This window comes from Actinoplanes sp. NBRC 101535 (genome assembly GCF_030269225.1).
Lineage (GTDB): Bacteria > Actinomycetota > Actinomycetes > Mycobacteriales > Micromonosporaceae > Actinoplanes > Actinoplanes rectilineatus.
Genome location: NZ_BSSY01000004.1, coordinates 224,461 through 241,277, shown reverse-complemented (window position 1 = coordinate 241,277; position 16,817 = coordinate 224,461). Strand labels below are relative to the sequence as shown.

Annotated in this window: 13 protein-coding genes; 4 read left to right on the top strand and 9 right to left on the bottom strand. The window is 73.3% G+C overall.

Annotated features, from left to right (window positions below):
* Positions 1-117 precede the first annotated feature (117 nt).
* Both QSK32_RS13095 and QSK32_RS13090 read right to left on the bottom strand, forming a co-directional pair.
* Entirely contained in the window at positions 118-963 is an 846-nt protein-coding gene (locus tag QSK32_RS13095) for a hypothetical protein (RefSeq protein WP_045739828.1), read from the bottom strand.
* 79 nt (positions 964-1,042) lie between these two features.
* On the bottom strand, positions 1,043-3,112 hold the full coding sequence (locus tag QSK32_RS13090; protein WP_285472029.1) for a DUF4153 domain-containing protein: 2,070 nt from the start codon (positions 3,110-3,112) through the stop codon (positions 1,043-1,045).
* Between the two features lie 183 nt (positions 3,113-3,295).
* Between QSK32_RS13090 and QSK32_RS13085 the strand changes: the two genes are divergently transcribed.
* Genes QSK32_RS13085 through QSK32_RS13075 form a run of 3 tightly spaced genes read left to right on the top strand, consistent with a single transcriptional unit; the run spans position 3,296 to position 7,096 of the window.
* Positions 3,296-4,990 carry a PucR family transcriptional regulator gene (locus tag QSK32_RS13085; protein WP_285472028.1) on the top strand — a complete coding sequence of 565 codons (1,695 nt, stop codon included), beginning with the start codon at positions 3,296-3,298 and terminating at the stop codon, positions 4,988-4,990.
* 40 nt (positions 4,991-5,030) lie between these two features.
* Positions 5,031-5,654, top strand: a complete 624-nt coding sequence (locus QSK32_RS13080) for an FMN-binding negative transcriptional regulator (RefSeq protein ID WP_285472027.1) — start codon at positions 5,031-5,033, stop codon at positions 5,652-5,654.
* A complete protein-coding gene (locus QSK32_RS13075) occupies positions 5,651-7,096 on the top strand; it encodes an amidohydrolase (RefSeq protein ID WP_285472026.1) in 1,446 nt (481 codons plus the stop codon). Before QSK32_RS13080 ends, QSK32_RS13075 begins: the two co-directional genes overlap by 4 nt.
* Here the strand turns inward: QSK32_RS13075 and QSK32_RS13070 are convergent.
* From QSK32_RS13070 to QSK32_RS13060, 3 genes are read right to left on the bottom strand one after another with little or no spacing between them, the layout of a single operon-like run.
* Positions 7,077-8,252, bottom strand: a complete 1,176-nt coding sequence (locus QSK32_RS13070; RefSeq protein WP_285472025.1) for a M20 metallopeptidase family protein — start codon at positions 8,250-8,252, stop codon at positions 7,077-7,079. The genes QSK32_RS13075 and QSK32_RS13070 overlap by 20 nt on opposite strands.
* Positions 8,249-9,832, bottom strand: a complete 1,584-nt coding sequence (locus QSK32_RS13065; RefSeq protein ID WP_285472024.1) for a hydantoinase/oxoprolinase N-terminal domain-containing protein — start codon at positions 9,830-9,832, stop codon at positions 8,249-8,251. Before QSK32_RS13065 ends, QSK32_RS13070 begins: the two co-directional genes overlap by 4 nt.
* On the bottom strand, positions 9,829-10,914 hold the full coding sequence (locus QSK32_RS13060; RefSeq protein WP_285472023.1) for an S-methyl thiohydantoin desulfurase family protein: 1,086 nt from the start codon (positions 10,912-10,914) through the stop codon (positions 9,829-9,831). Before QSK32_RS13060 ends, QSK32_RS13065 begins: the two co-directional genes overlap by 4 nt.
* Positions 10,915-10,987: 73 nt before the next feature.
* Here QSK32_RS13060 and QSK32_RS13055 point away from each other — a divergent pair, with 73 nt between their 5' ends.
* Positions 10,988-12,475 (top strand): helix-turn-helix domain-containing protein, encoded by a 1,488-nt coding sequence (locus QSK32_RS13055; protein ID WP_045739835.1) that lies wholly within the window; start codon positions 10,988-10,990, stop codon positions 12,473-12,475.
* Here the strand turns inward: QSK32_RS13055 and QSK32_RS13050 are convergent.
* From QSK32_RS13050 to QSK32_RS13035, 4 genes are read right to left on the bottom strand one after another with little or no spacing between them, the layout of a single operon-like run.
* A complete protein-coding gene (locus QSK32_RS13050; protein WP_045739836.1) occupies positions 12,452-13,321 on the bottom strand; it encodes an alpha/beta fold hydrolase in 870 nt (289 codons plus the stop codon). The genes QSK32_RS13055 and QSK32_RS13050 overlap by 24 nt on opposite strands.
* Entirely contained in the window at positions 13,321-14,115 is a 795-nt protein-coding gene (locus QSK32_RS13045) for an ABC transporter ATP-binding protein (RefSeq protein ID WP_045739837.1), read from the bottom strand. The genes QSK32_RS13050 and QSK32_RS13045 overlap by 1 nt, the downstream gene beginning before the upstream one ends.
* On the bottom strand, positions 14,112-15,818 hold the full coding sequence (locus tag QSK32_RS13040) for a dipeptide/oligopeptide/nickel ABC transporter permease/ATP-binding protein (protein ID WP_052720083.1): 1,707 nt from the start codon (positions 15,816-15,818) through the stop codon (positions 14,112-14,114). Before QSK32_RS13040 ends, QSK32_RS13045 begins: the two co-directional genes overlap by 4 nt.
* Before the next feature lie 2 nt (positions 15,819-15,820).
* Positions 15,821-16,816 (bottom strand): ABC transporter permease, encoded by a 996-nt coding sequence (locus QSK32_RS13035; protein WP_285472022.1) that lies wholly within the window; start codon positions 16,814-16,816, stop codon positions 15,821-15,823.
* Position 16,817 lies beyond the last annotated feature (1 nt).

Genomic DNA, 16,817 nt, shown 5'->3' with positions numbered 1-16,817 from the left:
CGGGCATCCTACGGCGGCCCCCTCGGCATCCGGTAAACGTGCCGCGACCCTGCCCTTGCTCCGGCGGGCCTCCCCTCAACGATCCCACCGGGCAGCTCCGTTGCGGGTGGCGGCGGGTCAGCGGGTGATCTGCAGGAGGCGGGCCGCGGTCGCCGCCACCCGGCTGCGTTCCCCGTCGTCCGGCAGGTCGTCCGGCGGGACGACGGCGGCGAGCAGTTCCGCCTCCGCGGCCACCGCGCCGGCGCACCGCCGCAGCGCGGCCGCCAGGACGGGGGAGGTCAGCATCGCCTCCGCCGCGGGCAGCAGACCGTCCGCGTAGTCCGGGTTGCCGTACCCCCAGTAGTCCCGGGCCCAGGGGAGGAGACCGCCCGCGAAGCTGTCGAGGATGTAGCGGTCCGCCGTCATCGTGCTCAGGGAACCGGTCTCCCGCACCAGGTCGTGTTCCGTGGTGAGCAGGTACGTCCGCAGCATCGGGGCCGCCTCCCAGAGCACCGACCGGGCCGCCCGGACCTCGTCGGGCGCCAGCCCCGAGTCGGGGAGCACCAGCGTGTCGACCAGCTCGCCCGGCTCCAGCCACGAGGGGTCCCGGGTCATCCCGGCCATGTCCCGCCGGACCAGCGGGCCGGCGAAGCGGCGCAGCATGCCGATCAGGGCGGGCGTGCCGGTGAGCCGGTGCAGGACCCGGATCGTCAGCGGGTCCTGCAGGAGATCGTCGCCGCGCGCCAGCATGTCCTCCATGACCGCGATCCCGCGGCGTACCACCGGAACGTCACCGCGTTCGGAGGCCGCCTCCATCACCGGGTGCATGTAGGCGCCGGAGAGGTACGAGTAGGCGCTGATACCGCCGTCGTCGCCGCTGTCGTAGTCCAGCCATTCGTTCTGCGTCTGCAGCAGGTGCTCCCGGCACTCCGGGAGCACCGCCCACAGGTAATCACGGATGCCGAAGTAGGTGGGAACGATCATGGGCACACCCTGCCATCCGGGAGCCCGAGACTCGACCGGATGACGGTGCTCCGGTGGTGTCCCACCGGAGCACCGTCGGTCATCGACCGGTCTTGGGCAGATCGAACTGGTCGGCGGCGCGACAGTCCTTGTGATTGCCGATAGCGGCCGGACCCAGCTCCTTGATGACGTCGCGGGCCTGTTCCCGGCCGAGGTTCCACGCGTACCAGGGGTCGGGTTCCAACAGATCCTCGGCGATCCAGCTGAGCGTGCACCGGCGTACCGGATCGGGCAGCTCCGCCAGAGCCGGGGTCGCGTCGGCGGAGAGCGCCCGCAGATACCAGGCGTCGATCTTGCCGGAGCCCTCGTAACGGGCCGCGTTACGGCTGGCCACGTAGCCCTCCGGGTCGAGGACGGCGAGACCGAGCAGCATCAGCACGGCGAGCCCGACGGTGGTGCTCGGGATCCACTTGCCGCGCCACGTGATCCCGGCGAGCGCGATCAGCACGAAGACCACACCGAGCAGCATCTCGGAGGCCATCACGAAGATCCGCTCACCGGTGAAGCTGTAGACCCGCTGGTACTCCCACATCCGGGACAGGGCGGAAGCCACGATCACGACACTCAGACCACAGAGCAGACCGAGGAGTACGCGCAGAAGGACCCGTTCACCCTGCTGGTCCCGCTTCGCCCAGCGAGCCAGTCCCGCGATCAGCGCCAGCGACAACAGCGTGACCGCGACCAGCTGCCAGAACCCGCTCCGGGCGTACTGCGAGTAGCTGAGCCCGGCGGTCTCCAGCACGTGCCGGCTCCCGCCGAACAGCACGGTGAACTGGACCGCGACGAAACCGCCGAAGAGCAGTACCAGCGCGGCGCCGGCCGGCGCCCACTCGAGCAGACCGAACCGGCCCTTACCCTCGGTGTCCAGACTCGACGTCGTGGGCGGGGCGCTCAGCGTGTAGATGCCGGAGACGGCGAGCAGGGCACCCGCCACCGCCAGGATGATCCACTGGAAGATCGAGCCGATGTCGAAGTCCGGGACGGCGTCGTCGAGCAGCGCGGAGAACGCGACGTCGGCGGAGGAGAGCAGCGCGCCGAAGACGAACAGCACCACGACGGTGAGCGCGACCGAGAAGAGGATCCGCCCGGTGATCCCCGGGTTGCGGCCCTCCCGGAAGTGCCGGCGGACCCACGGGATGCCGGCGAACGCCGCCCACGGCGCGGCGAACAGGCTGAACAGGATCGACCGGACCTGCCGGCCGCCGACGATCGCCAGCGCGGTGCAGCCGATCGCGCCGAGCACGCTGAACGTGACCAGCCACCACGCGTTGCGGAACGCCGGGACGAGCAGCAGGGCGAGCGCGGCCGCGGCCCAGCCGGACCGGATCAGCCGCTCGGTGCGCGGCAGGTCCTTCGCGGTGCGGACCGCGAACCCGACGCCGAGGGTGAGCACCAGCCACCCGAGGAACCAGCCGATACCGACCCGGTCCAGCGGCAGGAAGATCAGGAAGCCGAGGGCACCGGCGAGCACCCCGGCCGGGACGGCCCAGCCCTGGGCGTCCTTCGGGCCGGGCCAGTTCTTCTTGCGGAACGTCTGCCAGGTGGACGGCGGCTGCTCGTACATGCCGAACGGGCGGACCGGGCGTTGGGCGGCCGGCGGGTGCGGCCGTTGGTGCGGTGCCGGTTGCGGGCGCGACACCGGAGCCGCCGCTTTCGGCGTAGGCGCGGACTCCGGCTCGGGGGCCGGCGTCGGTGCCGTTGCCGGAGTCGCTGTCACCGCCGGGGCGGTGACAGTCGGCCTGGCTGCGGGCTTCGCCGGCTGCTCCGCGGGTTCCTTGACGGCCGGCGTCGCGGCCGGCTTCTCAGGCGGCTGTGCGGGCTGCTGTGCGGCCGGCTGTGCGGGCTGTTTCGCGGGTGGGGAAGCAACCGCCGACTGGACCGGAACCATCGGCACGAACAGGGCATAGCCCCGCGTCCCGGAGGGGATCTGGACCGGGATCGCCCACGCCGTCTCGCCCTCGGCCCCCGGCCAGACCATCGACGGGATCGCGTCGGTAGGGGGCATGACCAGCAGCTGGGGCGCCGGTGCCGGGGTGGCGGGAACGTCGTGGTCCGCATCCGGGGGAGTGGTCTCCGCCGGATCGGGCTGCGCTGGTGGCAGGTCCGCCACTGCACCCTCCTAGGTAGCTCGGTTCGCACACTGTAGGCCGTGCGTACGGCAATTTCTACGCTGGGACGGGTCCGTATCGCCGCGACGTTCGGACGGAATGGCACGGATGCGGGAGGTCCGGCGCCGCGGCCGTGGGGTGGGACACCACCGGAGGCGGCTGGGCGACGGCGATACGGTGTGCCGGTGAGGCCGGCGGAGGTGGTCGCCAAGTCGACGACGATCCTGCCGGCGTCGGCCGACGCCGCACGCCCGGTCACACTGCGCCGGCTGCTGGCGACCCTCGGGCCGTTCGCGCTGCGCCTGGTCGCGGGCGGCGACGACCTGCTGGACCGGCCGGTCGGGGAACCCCTGGTGTACGGGCCGGGCGAACCCCTGCAGGACGCCGGTGACGCCGTCGTGCTGCTCACCGGCAGCAACCTCGGCGAGTCCGGGCTCCGCTCGTGCCTGCACCGGCTGGCCGACGAGGGCGGCCGGGTGATCGTCCTCAAGTCCTGGGGGCAGGATCTCGGCACCGCCGCCGAGGTGGCCCGCGATCGTGGGCTGACCCTGCTGTGCACCCCGGACGAGATGGCCTGGCGGCACCTCGACGCACTGCTCACCGCCGCCCGGCTGGCCGGCGCCACGGTCGGCGAGACGGCCGCCGGCGCGACCCGCGGTGACCTGTTCAGCCTGGCCAACGCGATCGCCGCCTCCCTCGGCGGACCGGTGACGATCGAGGAGACGTCCGGGCGGATCATGGCGTACTCGAACCTGCCGGGTCAGGAGATCGACGAGATCCGCCGGCTGGCCATCCTCGGCCGGCAGACCCCGGACCGGCCCGGCAACGCGGTGGAGTACCAGGCGATCCTGCACGCGCCGGGGCCGGTGCTGTTCGAGAGTTCGCATCCCGCGTACGCGTCGCGGATGGCGATTGCGGTCCGCGCCGGGCACCAGGTGCTCGGCGTCATCTTCGTGCTGTGCGACCGGCCGCAGCTGGTCGACGACGCCGACCGGGTGCTGCTGGACGCGGCCCGCACCACGGCGCTGCACCTGCTGAGTCTGCGCGGCTCACCGGATCCGGGGCGGGCCCGGCGCGGGGAGGCGCTGCGCGGGCTGCTCGCCGGGACCCTCGACGCCGGTGCGGCGTCGGCGGCGATGGCCCTGCCGGTCGACGGGGCGGTGGTACTCGCCGTCGTCCGGCCCGCGCCCGGGACGCAGTTGCGGGCCGTCGCGGCGGCCCGGGTCGCCGACCTGGTGGCGCTGCACGGCGAGTACTGGCATGCCGGGGCGGTCTCCGTACTCGACGGCGGTGACCTGCTGCTTCTGCTGCCGACGTCCGGTCGCCCCGAGGGCCGGCGGGCCCACGAGCGGCTGGCGGCGCGGCTGCGCAAGCTCGGCGCCGACCTGTCCACCGCCGCCCGCCGCGCGGCCGACGTCGAACTGCTGATCGGATTCGGTCCGGTGGTGCGGGGACTGGACGGGGCACGGCGGTCCCGGGAACTCGCCGACCGGGTGCTGGCGGTGTCCGGAACCGGGGTGGCGACGATCGAGGACACCCGGACCGCGGTCGTGCTGGCGTTGCGCGGCGCCGGCCCGGCCGACGACGAGGACCTGCGGCTGTGGCCGGTGCGGGCGGTGCTGGAGCACGACGCGGCGCACGGCACCGACTACGCGACGACCCTGCTGACGTACCTCGGGGCGTTCGGGAACATCGTGGCCACCGCGCAGGCCCTCATGATCCACGAAAACACCGCCCGCTACCGGGTACGCCGCCTGACCGACGTGTTCGGTGTGGACTTCGGCGCCGGCGACGAGACGCTGGTGATGTGGCTGCAACTGCGGGACGCCGTGACGGCCCTGTCGCCGGCGACAAGCCCGGCCCCGGAGATCGGGATCTGACGACAACCGGCGGGACCGGTCCGGCGCCTAGCCTGGTCGCATGCTCACCCATGCGGAATACGCCTGGACCGGCGGCGACGCCGGCCTGGCACGTCTCGTCGAGGACCATCCCTGGGTGACGATGGCCAGCGCGACCTCCGCCGGTCTCGTCGTCTCCCACCTGCCCGTGCTCGTCGAAGCCGCTGGCCCGGGCGTCACCGTGCTGGGCCATCTGCCGGTCACCGACGCCGACCGGCACGAACTCGGCACCGCCGAGACGGTGCTGATCGTGCAGGGGCCGCACGGGTACATCAGCGCGAGCTGGTACGCCGGCAGCCCGTACGTGTCGACGTGGAACTTCGTGGTGGCGCACCTGCACGGCCGTCCCGTGCGTCTCGGGCCGGACGACACCTTCGAGGTGCTGCGCCGCACCCAGGACCACTTCGAGTCGGCCCGCCCGGAGCCGTACCTGCTGGAGCGGGTCCCCGCGTACGCCCGGCGGCTGGCCCCGCACGTGGTGGGTTTCCGCCTGGTCCCGGACCGGGTCGAGGCGAAGGTGAAGTTGAGCCAGGACAAGCCGGCCGTCGACGTCGACGGCGTGCTGCGCGGCCTGGAGGATCCCGCGGACGTGCACGCCGACCCGGCGCTGGCGGCCGCGATGCGTCTGGTGAGGGAGAACCGATGAGTGGCACCGAGTCCGTGATCCTGCGCGGCGGACGGTACGGCCTGGGCGGCCCGGTCCGCGACATCCTGGTCGAGGACGGCGTGGTGGCGGCCGTCGCACCGGGCGGTGAGCTGTCCGGCGCCGCGGTGCTGTCGCTCGACGACGCGACCGTGCTGCCCGGCCTGGTCGACACCCACGTCCACGTCGAACAGTGGGTGATCCACGAACGCAGCGTCGACCTGGCCGCGGCCACCGGTCCCGGGCACGCCGCCCGGCTGCTGCGCGAGCACGCCGCCGGGAACGGACTCCTCTTCGGGCGGGATCTCGTACCGGCGCTGTGGGACGAGCCGCCGCACAAGAGCCACCTGGACGCGGCGCTCGGCGACGTCCCGGTCGTGGTCCGCAGCATCGACCTGCACACCACCTGGTTCAGCAGCGCGGCGCTGGCCCTGATCGGCGAGGCCGGCCACCCCACCGGGGTGCTGCGCGAGACCGAGTCGATCGAGGCCAATGCCCGGGTCGGTGAGCTGCTGCCGGCCGCCGAGGTGGACGGGTGGGTGGCCGCCGCCCTCGCCCGGCTGCCCGCCCGGGGACTGACCGGTCTGGTCGACCTGGAGTACGGCGACAACCTGGCCGCCTGGCGCCGGCGGGCGCTGTCCCCGGTCCGGGTGCACGCCGGGATCTGGACGCCGTGGCTGGACGCGGCCATCGCCGAGGGGCGCCGCACCGGTGACGTCCTGGAAGACACCGGCGGGCGGGTGCACGTCGGCCCGTACAAGATCGTCAGTGACGGTTCGCTGAACACCCGGACCGCCTGGTGCGCCGACCCCTACCCGGACCACTCGCACGGACTGTGCCTGGTCGGCGGGGACGAGCTGCGTGCGCTGATGCGCAAGGCGTCGGCGGCCGGACTGTCGCCGGCCGTGCACGCCATCGGCGACCGGGCCAACACCGAGGTGCTCGACGCGTTCGAGGAGATCGGCTGCGGTGGGCGGATCGAACACGCGCAGCTGGTCGGCGTCGAGGACATGCCGCGGTTCGCCCGGATCGGGGTGATCGCCTCGGTACAGCCGCAGCACGCGGTCACCGACCGGGACGTCGCCGACCGGCACTGGGCCGGGCGCACCGGCCGGGCTTTCGCCTACCGGTCGCTGCACGATGCGGGGGCCCGCCTCGAACTCGGCTCGGACGCGCCGGTCAGCCCCCTCGAACCGTGGCACGCCATCGCCGACGCGGTGTACCGCCGCGACGACGAGCGCGCGCCGTGGCACCCGGAGCAGGCCCTGCCGGTCGACGTCGCGATCACCGCGGCCTGTGGTGGCCGGTCCGTGCCCGCCGTCGGCGCGGTGGCCGACCTGACCGTGGTCGCCGGCGATCCGCTGGTGGCCACGGAGACCGGGCTGCGGCGTACCCCCGTCATCGCGACCCTGGTAGCCGGTGCCTTCACCCACCGGAGTTCATGATCGCTGACCGTGCCCAGGACAGGCGGCGCCGGGCCAGCGTGGCGAGCAGCGCGGCGTGCTCGTCCAGGCGGGAGTCGTCGAAGACGGCACGATCCGAGTGCATCGGACCGGACGTGCCGTCTTCCGGCTGGACACCGAGGAAGATCAGGGTGCCGGGGACCTCGTCCAGCACGTACGCGAAATCCTCCGAAGCCATGCCCGGGAAGGGCAACCGGACCACCCGGTCGCCGTAACGCTCGTCGAGCAGCGCGAGAACCCGCGCGGTCTCGGCCGGGTCGTTGACGGTGACCGGGTACGACTCGACGAACTCGGTGGCGACCGTGCAGCCGTGCGCCGCCCCGATCGCGGTCACCAGCTTCGGCAGTTCGGTACGGATCAGTGCCAGGGTCTGCCGGGACAGGGCCCGGACGTTCGCCTCCAGACTCACCGTGGTGGCCAGTACGTTGCTCGCCGGCGAGTCGGAGGAGAGCCGGGTCACCGAGATCACCGCGGGGTCCGAGACCGGGATCCGGCGTGCGGTGAACGACTGGATCGCCAGGATGATCTCGGCGGCCACCGGCACCGGGTCGACGGAGTCCTGGGGGAGCGCCGCGTGTCCGCCGGTGCCGGTCACCCGGACCCGCAGCGCGTTGGCGCTCGACATGATCGGCCCCGGCCGGGTGACCACGTGGCCGGCCGGCGTCACGCAGTCCACGTGCACGGCGTAGGCGGCGACCGGGCGTTCGCCGGCCGCGTCGAGCACGCCTTCCTCGATCATCAGCTTGCCGCCGGCGAAGCCCTCCTCGCCCGGCTGGAACATGAACACCACCGTGCCGGGCAGGTCGTCCCGTTCCCCGGCCAGGATCCGGGCCGCCCCGACCAGGCCGGCCATGTGCAGGTCGTGGCCGCAGGCGTGCATCGCGCCGTTGACCGACGCGTACGGCAGGCCGGTCGCCTCGGTGACCGGCAGGCCGTCCATGTCGGAGCGCAGCAGCACGACCGGTCCGGGCCGCCCGCCGCGCAGCACCGCGGTCACCGAGGACAGGCCGCGGCCGGTCGTGATCTCCAGGCCGAGACCGTCGAGGGCGTCCAGGATCGCCCGTTGGGTGCGGGGCAGGTCCAGCCCGACCTCGGGATGGCCGTGCAGCGCGCGGCGCAGGCCGGCGAGGCCGGTCATGCGACCCGGGCCCGGGTGCGCTCGCCCAGCCGGGCCAGCGGTCCGGCGGCCTTGACCGACACCTTGATGGTGGGGGTCTCGGTGTATGTCACCGGCGTCTCCAGGATGTCGACCACGGTGACCTGCAGCGGGTCGGCACCGGCCTGGATCGCCTTCGCGACGGCGGCCTCGGATGCCTGCGCGATCGCCGCCTCGCGGTCGTCGAGCCGGCTGATCTGGTCGGCGCGGCCGCCGGCGAGCGAGATGGCGGCGCCCACCGCGTTGGCGACGTCGCCGTGGGCGGGCCGCACCACCGGGCCGGCGCCGGGCAGGTCGTCGGGGACCAGGAACCCGCCGCCGCCGACCACGACCAGGGGTATGTCGGCGCGGCCCAGCGAGAGCCGTTCGACCGCGTCCGCCAGCCGAACCCGGGCCTGGGCCAGGGCGGTCCGCAGCGCCGTCCGGAGGTGCGGCGGCAAGTCGCCGAGGGTGCGGCCGTCGATCGATGCCCCGGCGAGGGCGGCCGCGTCGGTGAGGGTCGGTGTGTCACCGCCGAACAGCAGGGCCTCGGTGGCGATGCGGTACCCGACCGAGCCCGGTCCGGCGGTGCCGGTCGCCGGGTCCACGGTGGTGCCGCCGCCGATTCCCAGGCTCAGTACGTCCGGCATCCGGAAGTTCGTCCGCACCCCGCCGATCTCCCGGGGCAGGGTGGACTCGCGGGGGAAGCCGTTGACGACGACACCCAGGTCCGAGGTGGTGCCGCCGACGTCGATGATGATCGCGTTGTCGGCGCCGGAGAGTGCCGCCGCGCCCCGGATCGAGTTGGCCGGCCCGGAGCCGATGGTGAGCACCGGGTACTGGGCGGCGTAGTCGAGCGACATCAGCGTGCCGTCGTTCTGCGCGAAGAAGGTGACCGCGTCCAGGCCTTCCTCGGCGACCACGGTGACCAGCGCCTCGGTCACCGACCGGGCCACGCTGTAGAGCGCCGCGTTGAGGATCGTCGCGTTCTCCCGTTCGAGCAGCCCGGTCGGCCCGATGTCCTGGCTGAGGAACACCCGGGCGTCCGGGCCGAGGTGCTCGCGGATCAGGTCGGCGACCGCGAGTTCCTGCTCCGGCGACGACGGGCTGAAGATGCCGGTGACGGCGACCGCGTCGAACGCGCCGAGGCCGTCCAGGAACCGCCGGATGCCGTCGCGGTCCAGTGGCGCGATCGGGGTGCCGTCGACCATGTGGCCGCCGCCGACCATGGCGGAGCCCGCGAGCACCAGGTCGGCCAGCCCGCGGGGCCAGCCGAGCAGCGGCGGGTACTCGGTCGCGGCCGGCGCGCCCAGCCTGATCGCCGCGACCCGGTCGAGCTGCCGGCGGGCGACGATCGCGTTCGTCGCGTGCGTGGTGCCGAGCATGACCCGGGAGACCCGGGACCGGTCCTCGCCCAGGGCGGCGAGGACCGCCACGATGCCGGCTCGGATGCCGCCGGTCACGTCGTCGGTGGTCGCCTGCTTGGTGGCGGCGAGCACCCGGCCCGTGCCGTCGATGACGACGGCGTCGGTGTTCGTGCCGCCGACGTCGACGCCGAGGGAGAGATCGCGCATGGCGCTCATCGAGTGGGTCCTCCGAACGGGATGTAGGGCAGGTCGTAGCCGAAGGCCCGGGGGCCGGCGAGTTCCAGGCCGCGCGGCGTGCGCCAGATCGGGTCGCAGGCCCAGGCGAGGACCGAGACGCGCTGGCCGTACCGGAGCATCTCGGTGGTGATCGCGTGGCCGGTCTCGGCGTCGATGATCGTCACGTTGTCGGGGACGCTGACGAGCACCTCGCCGTCCTCGAGCACTACCAGGTTCTCGTTCTGCAGTTCCAGGCGCTGCAGCCGGCCGGCGTCGGTGCCGGTCCCGGCGACGGTCACCGAGCCGCGGGCGAAACCGCCCTCGGTCCGCCGGTCCAGGTCGACGACCTTGCCGGTGAGCAGGATGGATCCGCCGAGTTCGGCGGCGACCGCAACGACCGGGTCGGACGAGGAGAGCAGCGCGTGACCGACCCGGACGGCGGCGCTCACCGTGCCCTCGACGACCGCGCCCCGCGCGGTGTCCGCGGTCAGCGGGTAGTGGACGCCGAGGCAGATGGAGCCGCTCGCGACGGTGAGGGCGCGGGCGTGTCGTTCCAGCCAGTGCAGGTCGACTGTCTTGATCACCGACACGTTGCCGACCACGTCGCTGAGGACGGAGAAGTCGCAGGGGACACCGGCGACGTTCATCGACACCATCGCGGCGTTGGGGAAGGCCCGTCCCATCGCGTCGGCGTCGAGGAGTTTCAGGCCGAGGCGGGCGGCCCAGCCGACCGGGGCGACGCCGTTGCTCCCGCCGATCTCGGCGGCCATCAGTGTGGTGATGGGCCGGCCGGCGACCGCCTCGGCCTCCCGGACCAGCAGGTCGATCTGGTGGCGGGAGGAGAGCATCTCGATGCCGACGGTCGGGGCGCCGATGCCCGACATCAGGATGACCAGATCGTCCGGGCCCAGGTCGTCGACGGTCACCAGCGGGACCGGCCCGTGGGCCAGCAGTGCTTCCTCGGCAAGGACCTGGGAGGTGTAGACCGCGCCACCGCCCCCGGTGCCGAAGATCGCGGTGCCGGCGGCGAGGGCCGCCACGTCCGGGGCCGAGACAGCGGAGAGCCGATCTGTGTGAGCCATGGCCTTACGCTACGACCGGTCGCACCCCTCACATATGGTTCGATGATCCAGAGAATCGCGTCATACTGTGCCGATGGCACAAACGACGATCGTCAATCTCGCCGAGCAGGGTGAGCGTCTGCGCATCGGTCACCGCGCCGGTCCGGTCGACGACCGTGTGGTCGCCCGAGTCACCGTGGTGCCCCTCGACCTGATGAACACGGTGGCGGGCGGCACCCTGGTGATCGTCCCCGGTGCCGAGCCGCCGGCGCCGTACCGGCTGGACGTGGCGTTGCGGCAGGCCGGCGCGCGGGAGGTGGCCGGCATCGTCTTCACCACCGAGGTCACCCTGCCCGCGACGGCACTGCTGCTCGCCGACCGCGGCGGGGTCCCGGTCTTCGCGGCGCCCGGCGCGGACCCGGCCGGGCTGGCGCTCTCCGTCGACCGGCTGCTCTCCGGCGGCGCCTCCGAGGCGATCATGCGGGCCACCCACGCGATCGAGAAGGCGGTGGAGGCGGCGGCCGGCCCCGACAGCACACCGGAGGTGATCCTGGCGGCGGCCAACCGGGCGCTCGGCACCGAACTCGTCCTGGTCGAGGACCCCTCGGTGGCCTGGTCGGCGGCGGACGCGGTCTGCGTGGGTGAGGTGCCGATCGGGCGGCTCGCCGGGTCCGAGTCCGATCCGGCGGTGCCGGTGGCCCGGCCGGTGATCGCCTCGCTGCTGTCGCGGGCCGCCCAGCGCCGGAACAGCGACCGGTTCGCGCCCACCCGATCCCGGGCCGACCTGATCGTCGAGCTGGTCCTCGCCGAGTCCGCCCGGGTCGAGGGGTTCGCCGGCCGGGCGGCGCGGCTCGGCCTGCCCCTGCAGCTCTCGCACGCCGCGGGCTGGCTGATCCCCACCAACCTGGTCGTCCCGGACACCCGGGCGCCGCGCAGCGTGCAGCCCGCCATCGAGCTTTTCGCGCTGCAGCTGGTCGAGGATCGGGAGGAGATGTGGCACGTCGCCTTCGTCCAGGACGACCTGATCCTGGTCGGCACCGAGGAGCACGGCGCCGGCGACCACCAGCGCCGGCTGCGCGAGGTGGCGGAGCGCATTCAGGAGTACGCGCGCACCCTGGCCGGGCCGGAGTGGGCGTACACCCTGGGTCTGGGCACGCCGCAGCTCGGGGCGAACGGCCTGCGGTCCTCCGCGGCGGAGGCACGACTCGCCGCCGAGTCGGCGATCGCGGCCGGGCGGCGCGGCGGGGTGGAGCTCACCGACGTGACCGGCCTGCGCCGGGTGCTGCTGGACGTCTACGCCTCACCGGTGAGCCGCGGCCTGCTGGCCGACATCCTGCTCCCGCTCGACGCGCTCGGTCCGGAGCGCGCGCACACGTCGATCCTGACCCTGCGGGCCTATCTCGCGCACCGCAACTCGCTGGCGCACGCGGGCCGGGAGCTCAACCTGCACCCGAACGCCGTCGGGTACCGCCTCAAACGGGTCCGCGAGGTCCTCCAGCTCGACCTGGACGACCCCGACACGCGGTTCGCCCTGGAACTCGCGTGCCGGGTACGGCTGTTAGGCGCCGGCCGGCGCCAGTAGAGCCCGGTCCGCGACCCGGGCCAGGACCCGGACGAAGTCCGGCCACAGCTCGCGGGGCACGTCGTGGCCCATCTCCTCGTAGATGTGCACCTCGGAGCCGGGCAGCAGCTCACCGGCGGCCACCGCGGCCCGCCAGTGCAGCAACTGATCGTGCCGGCCGTGGATGATCGCGGCCGGCACGGTGACCGCGCCCAGCCGGTCGCGGCGCTCCAACGGGCCGCGCAGCATCGCGTTCCACTGCCGGATCAGCCCGTCCGGCCGGTAGATCCGGTCGTAGTACCGGGCGGCCAGCACCGCCGACTCGTCCGCGTCGAACGGAAATCCGGGCGACTGGAGTCGCCGCTGACCGCCGACGAACATCGTGATGTAGGCGTCCCGGTCGAGCAGTTCGGGCGCCGTGGTCACCGGCTGCCCGTCGCCGTGCTCGCCGACCAGGAACTCCGGCGCGCTCGACGGCGACGTCGCGATCAGCCCGAGACTCGCGACCCGCTCCGGGTGTTCGAGCGCGACCTGCTGCACGATGTAGCCGCCCAGCGACATGCCGGTCAGATGCGCCCGGGCGACCCCGAGGTGGTCCAGCAGCGCGACGACGTCACCCGCCATGTCGTCGATGTCGTACGTGGCCGCGAGGTCACCGGGCCCGCCGGTCTGCTGGGACAGCCCGACGTCGCGGTTGTCCGGGCGTACCACGAGGAATCCGGCGTCGACGAGCAGCGCGACGAAGTCGTCGTGCCAGCCGATCAGCTGGGCGCCGCCGCCGTGCACCAGCACGAGCGGCCGGCCGGATGCCGGGCCGTCGGTCTCGTAGTGCACCGCGATGCCGTCGGGCGTGGTGAAGCGGGGCATCAGTGATCCTTCCCGGCCAGGTCGAGTGGTTGTCCCATGACGGGAACCGCGTGCAGCAGTTCCCGGGTGTACGGGTCGGACGGAGCGGCCAGCACGGTGTCCGCCGGGCCCTGCTCGACGACGCGGCCGGCCCGCATGACGGCGACGTCGTCGCTCACGTACCGGACGACCGCCAGGTTGTGCGAGATGAACAGCATGGTCAGGTCGAGGGCGGACCGCAGTTCGCGCAGCAGGTTGAGGACCACCCCCTGGACGCTCACGTCGAGCGCCGAGGTGATCTCGTCGGCGATGAGCACCGCCGGTTCCGCGGCCAGCGCCCGGGCGATGGTGATCCGCTGCCGCTGACCGCCGGAGAACCGGGCCGGGCGTTCGCCGGCCCGGCCCGGATCGATGTGCACCAGGCCGAGGAGTTCCCGGACCCGGGCCTCCTTCTCGGCGCGGCTGAACCGGCGGCCGGTGGCGAGGAGACCCTCGGCGACCGAGGTGCCGACCGGCATCCGCGGGTCGAGCGCGGCGAGCGGATCCTGGAACACCAGCTGGACGCGGCGCCGGGCGAGCCGGGCCGCCCGGGACCGGCTGGTCAGGTCGACGCCGTCGAGCCGGACGGCGCCCAGCCCGGCGTGTTCCAGGCCGACCGCGACGCGGGCCATCGTCGACTTGCCGGAACCGGATTCGCCGACGAGCCCCAGCGTGGTGCCGGAGCGCACGGTCAGCGAGGCGTCGTCGACGGCGGTGTGCGCCGCCCGCCCGCGCCCGAACCGGACCGTCACGTGGTCGAACTCGAGGGTGCTCACACCGGGACCTCCTCGTCGGCTGCCACCCCGATGACCGGCAGGGGCCGGTCCCGGTCGGTTGTCATGTCCGGCACGCAGGCGATCAGACCCCGGGTGTACGGGTGCCGCGCCTCGTCCAGCCGGTCCGCGTCGAGGCGCTCCACCACGACGCCGTCGCGCATCACCACGACCCGGTCGCAGAAGCCGCTGACCAGGGCGATGTCGTGGGAGATCAGCAGGATGGCGGCGCCGGTCCGGAGCCGGGCGTCGTGCAGCGCGTGCAGCACCTGGCGCTGCACGGTCACGTCCAGGGCGGTGGTCGGCTCGTCGGCGACGATCAGGCGCGGCGACCCCATCAGCCCCATCGCGATCATGGCCCGTTGCCGCATGCCGCCGGAGAACTCGTGCGGCAGCTGCCGGATGCGCCGCAGCGGCTCCGGGATGCGGACCAGAGCCAGCGCCTCCAGCGCCCGCCGGGTGGCGGCGCCGCGGCCCAACCCGCCGTGCACCTCGCTGACCTCGGTGAGCTGACGTCCGACGGTGAGCGACGGATTGAGCGAGGAGAGCGGATCCTGGAAGATCATCGCCTGTTCCAGGCCCAGCCGACGGCGTTGCGCCGCCGAGAACCGGCCGCGCATGTCGATGCCGTCGAAGCTGAGCTGCCCGGCCGCGACCTGTGCCTCCGGGCCGAGCAGCCCGGCGATCGCCATCGCGGTCACCGACTTGCCCGACCCGGACTCGCCGACGACACCCACCACCTCGCCGGGCCGGATCGTCAGGTCGACGCCGTGCACCCGCTCGACCAGGGAGCCGTCGCCGGCGGGGAAGGAGACCCGCAGATCCGTCACGGTGACCAGGGCGTCCCCGTCCGGTGCGGCGGCGTCCCCGGCGCGGATCACCGCGCGGGACGGGACGGTCCGCGGACGGTCCTCGCTGAGCAGTTCGCCGAGCAGCGCGAACAGCACACCGGTCAGTACGATCGCGATGCCCGGACCGATCGCCGCCATCGGTTCCAGGTAGATGCTCCGGGCGCCCTCGTTGAGCAGCCGCCCCCAGTCGTACTCCGGTGCCTGCACGCCGAGGCCGAGGAAGGACAGCGCGGCGAACGAGAGCAGGGTGACCGAGGCGTGCGCGGCGGTGTTCACCACCAGCGGCGGCAGGATGTTCGGCAGCACGTGCAGCATGGCGGTCCGCACCGGCGAACTGCCGAGCAGCCGGGCCGCGCGGACGTAGTCGGTGTTCGCCACCGAGGACGCGAGCGTCGCGACGAGCCGGGCGAAGACCGGGATGCCCGCGAACCCGATGGCGAGCATCGCACCGGTGGCCGTCGTCCCCCAGATCACCGAGAAGAAGAGCGCGAGCAGCAGCCACGGGAACGACAGCAGGATGTCGATGAACGCCGTGACCAGCCGGCGGAGCGGCCGGGGCAGCACCGCCGCGGTCACACCGAGCGTCACCCCGCCCGCCACCGAGATGCCGACCGCGCCCAGGGTGAGCAGCACCGACAGCCGGGTCGCCACGATCACCCGGGCGAACAGGTCACGGCCGAGGTTGTCGGTGCCGAACAGGTGGGCGAGGCTCGCCGGCAGCTGCCGGTCGGGGATGTTCCGGGTGGACGCGGCATCACCGAACACGGCCGGCCCGAGGACCGTGGCGGCCACCACGACGGTCAGGCCCAGCAGCACGGCGAGGCCCTGCGGGGTACGGAGAAGACGTCGAGTCATGATCAGGCCTCCGCGATCGTCGAGCGGGGATCGAGGATCACCAGGGCGAGATCGATGATCAGGTTCGTGCCGAGGACGAGCAGCGCGTACACGATGACCACGCCCTGGATGAGCGGATAGTCGCGCGCCGTGATCGACGAGACGATCGTCGACCCGATGCCGGGGACCGTGAACACCGTCTCGATCAGCACCGTCCCGGCGACCAGCCCGACCAGCACCACCCCGCCCGCGGTCAGTGTGGCCGCGACGATGTTCGGCAGCGCGTGCCGCAGATGGATCAGCCGGCCGGGGAGCCGCTTGCTGCGGGCGGTCGTCAGGTACGGCGCGTCGAGGACCCGCAGCATCTCGATGTGCACGATGCGGGCCAGATAGGCCAGCGGGCCGATTGCCAGGGCCAGGACCGGGAGCACCGCCTGGCTCGGCGTGCCCCAGCCGGCCGGCGGGAAGGCGCCCAGGCCGATGCTGAGCGTCGCGATGAACAGCACCGCGAGCAGGAAGTTCGGGATGGCGATCAGGACACCCAGCAGTCCGGAGACCGCGAGGTCGAGACCCCGGTGCCGGGCGCCCCGCGCGGAGACCGCCGTCGCGACCCCCAGCGGGAACGCCCCGACCACGGCCACCAGCAGGGCGGCGACCGCGATGGTCAGGGTCGTCGGCAGACGCTCGGCGAGCATCTCGGCGACCGGCCGCTGCGAGGTGATCGACATGCCGAGATCACCGTGCAGCAGCCCGCCGGCGTACGCGGTGAACCGGTCCACCAGCGGCTGGTCCAGACCCAGTTGCGCGCGCAGCGCCGCCACGGTGGCGACCGGGGCCGTCGGGCCGAGCGCGGCCCGCACCGGGTCACCCGGCACGAGCTGCACCATGAGGAAGGCCGCCACGAACACGATGACGAACGAGACCGCCGCGCGGGCCAGCCTGTGCAGCACGAAGACGGACCGTCCGGCGGCCTTCTCGAGGAGGGGAGCGGAGGTGAGCACGCTCGGCGGCGTCGTCACG

Excerpts from the sequence above, each read along its gene's own strand:
- QSK32_RS13095 (WP_045739828.1), bottom strand. The coding sequence starts at position 963 with ATGATCGTTCCCACCTACTTCGGCATCCGTGATTACCTGTGGGCGGTG.
- QSK32_RS13080 (WP_285472027.1), top strand. The coding sequence starts at position 5,031 with ATGCTCACCCATGCGGAATACGCCTGGACCGGCGGCGACGCCGGCCTG.
- QSK32_RS13075 (WP_285472026.1), top strand. The coding sequence starts at position 5,651 with ATGAGTGGCACCGAGTCCGTGATCCTGCGCGGCGGACGGTACGGCCTG.
- QSK32_RS13070 (WP_285472025.1), bottom strand. The coding sequence starts at position 8,252 with ATGACCGGCCTCGCCGGCCTGCGCCGCGCGCTGCACGGCCATCCCGAG.
- QSK32_RS13065 (WP_285472024.1), bottom strand. The coding sequence starts at position 9,832 with ATGAGCGCCATGCGCGATCTCTCCCTCGGCGTCGACGTCGGCGGCACG.
- QSK32_RS13060 (WP_285472023.1), bottom strand. The coding sequence starts at position 10,914 with ATGGCTCACACAGATCGGCTCTCCGCTGTCTCGGCCCCGGACGTGGCG.
- QSK32_RS13055 (WP_045739835.1), top strand. The coding sequence starts at position 10,988 with ATGGCACAAACGACGATCGTCAATCTCGCCGAGCAGGGTGAGCGTCTG.
- QSK32_RS13050 (WP_045739836.1), bottom strand. The coding sequence starts at position 13,321 with ATGCCCCGCTTCACCACGCCCGACGGCATCGCGGTGCACTACGAGACC.
- QSK32_RS13040 (WP_052720083.1), bottom strand. The coding sequence starts at position 15,818 with ATGACTCGACGTCTTCTCCGTACCCCGCAGGGCCTCGCCGTGCTGCTG.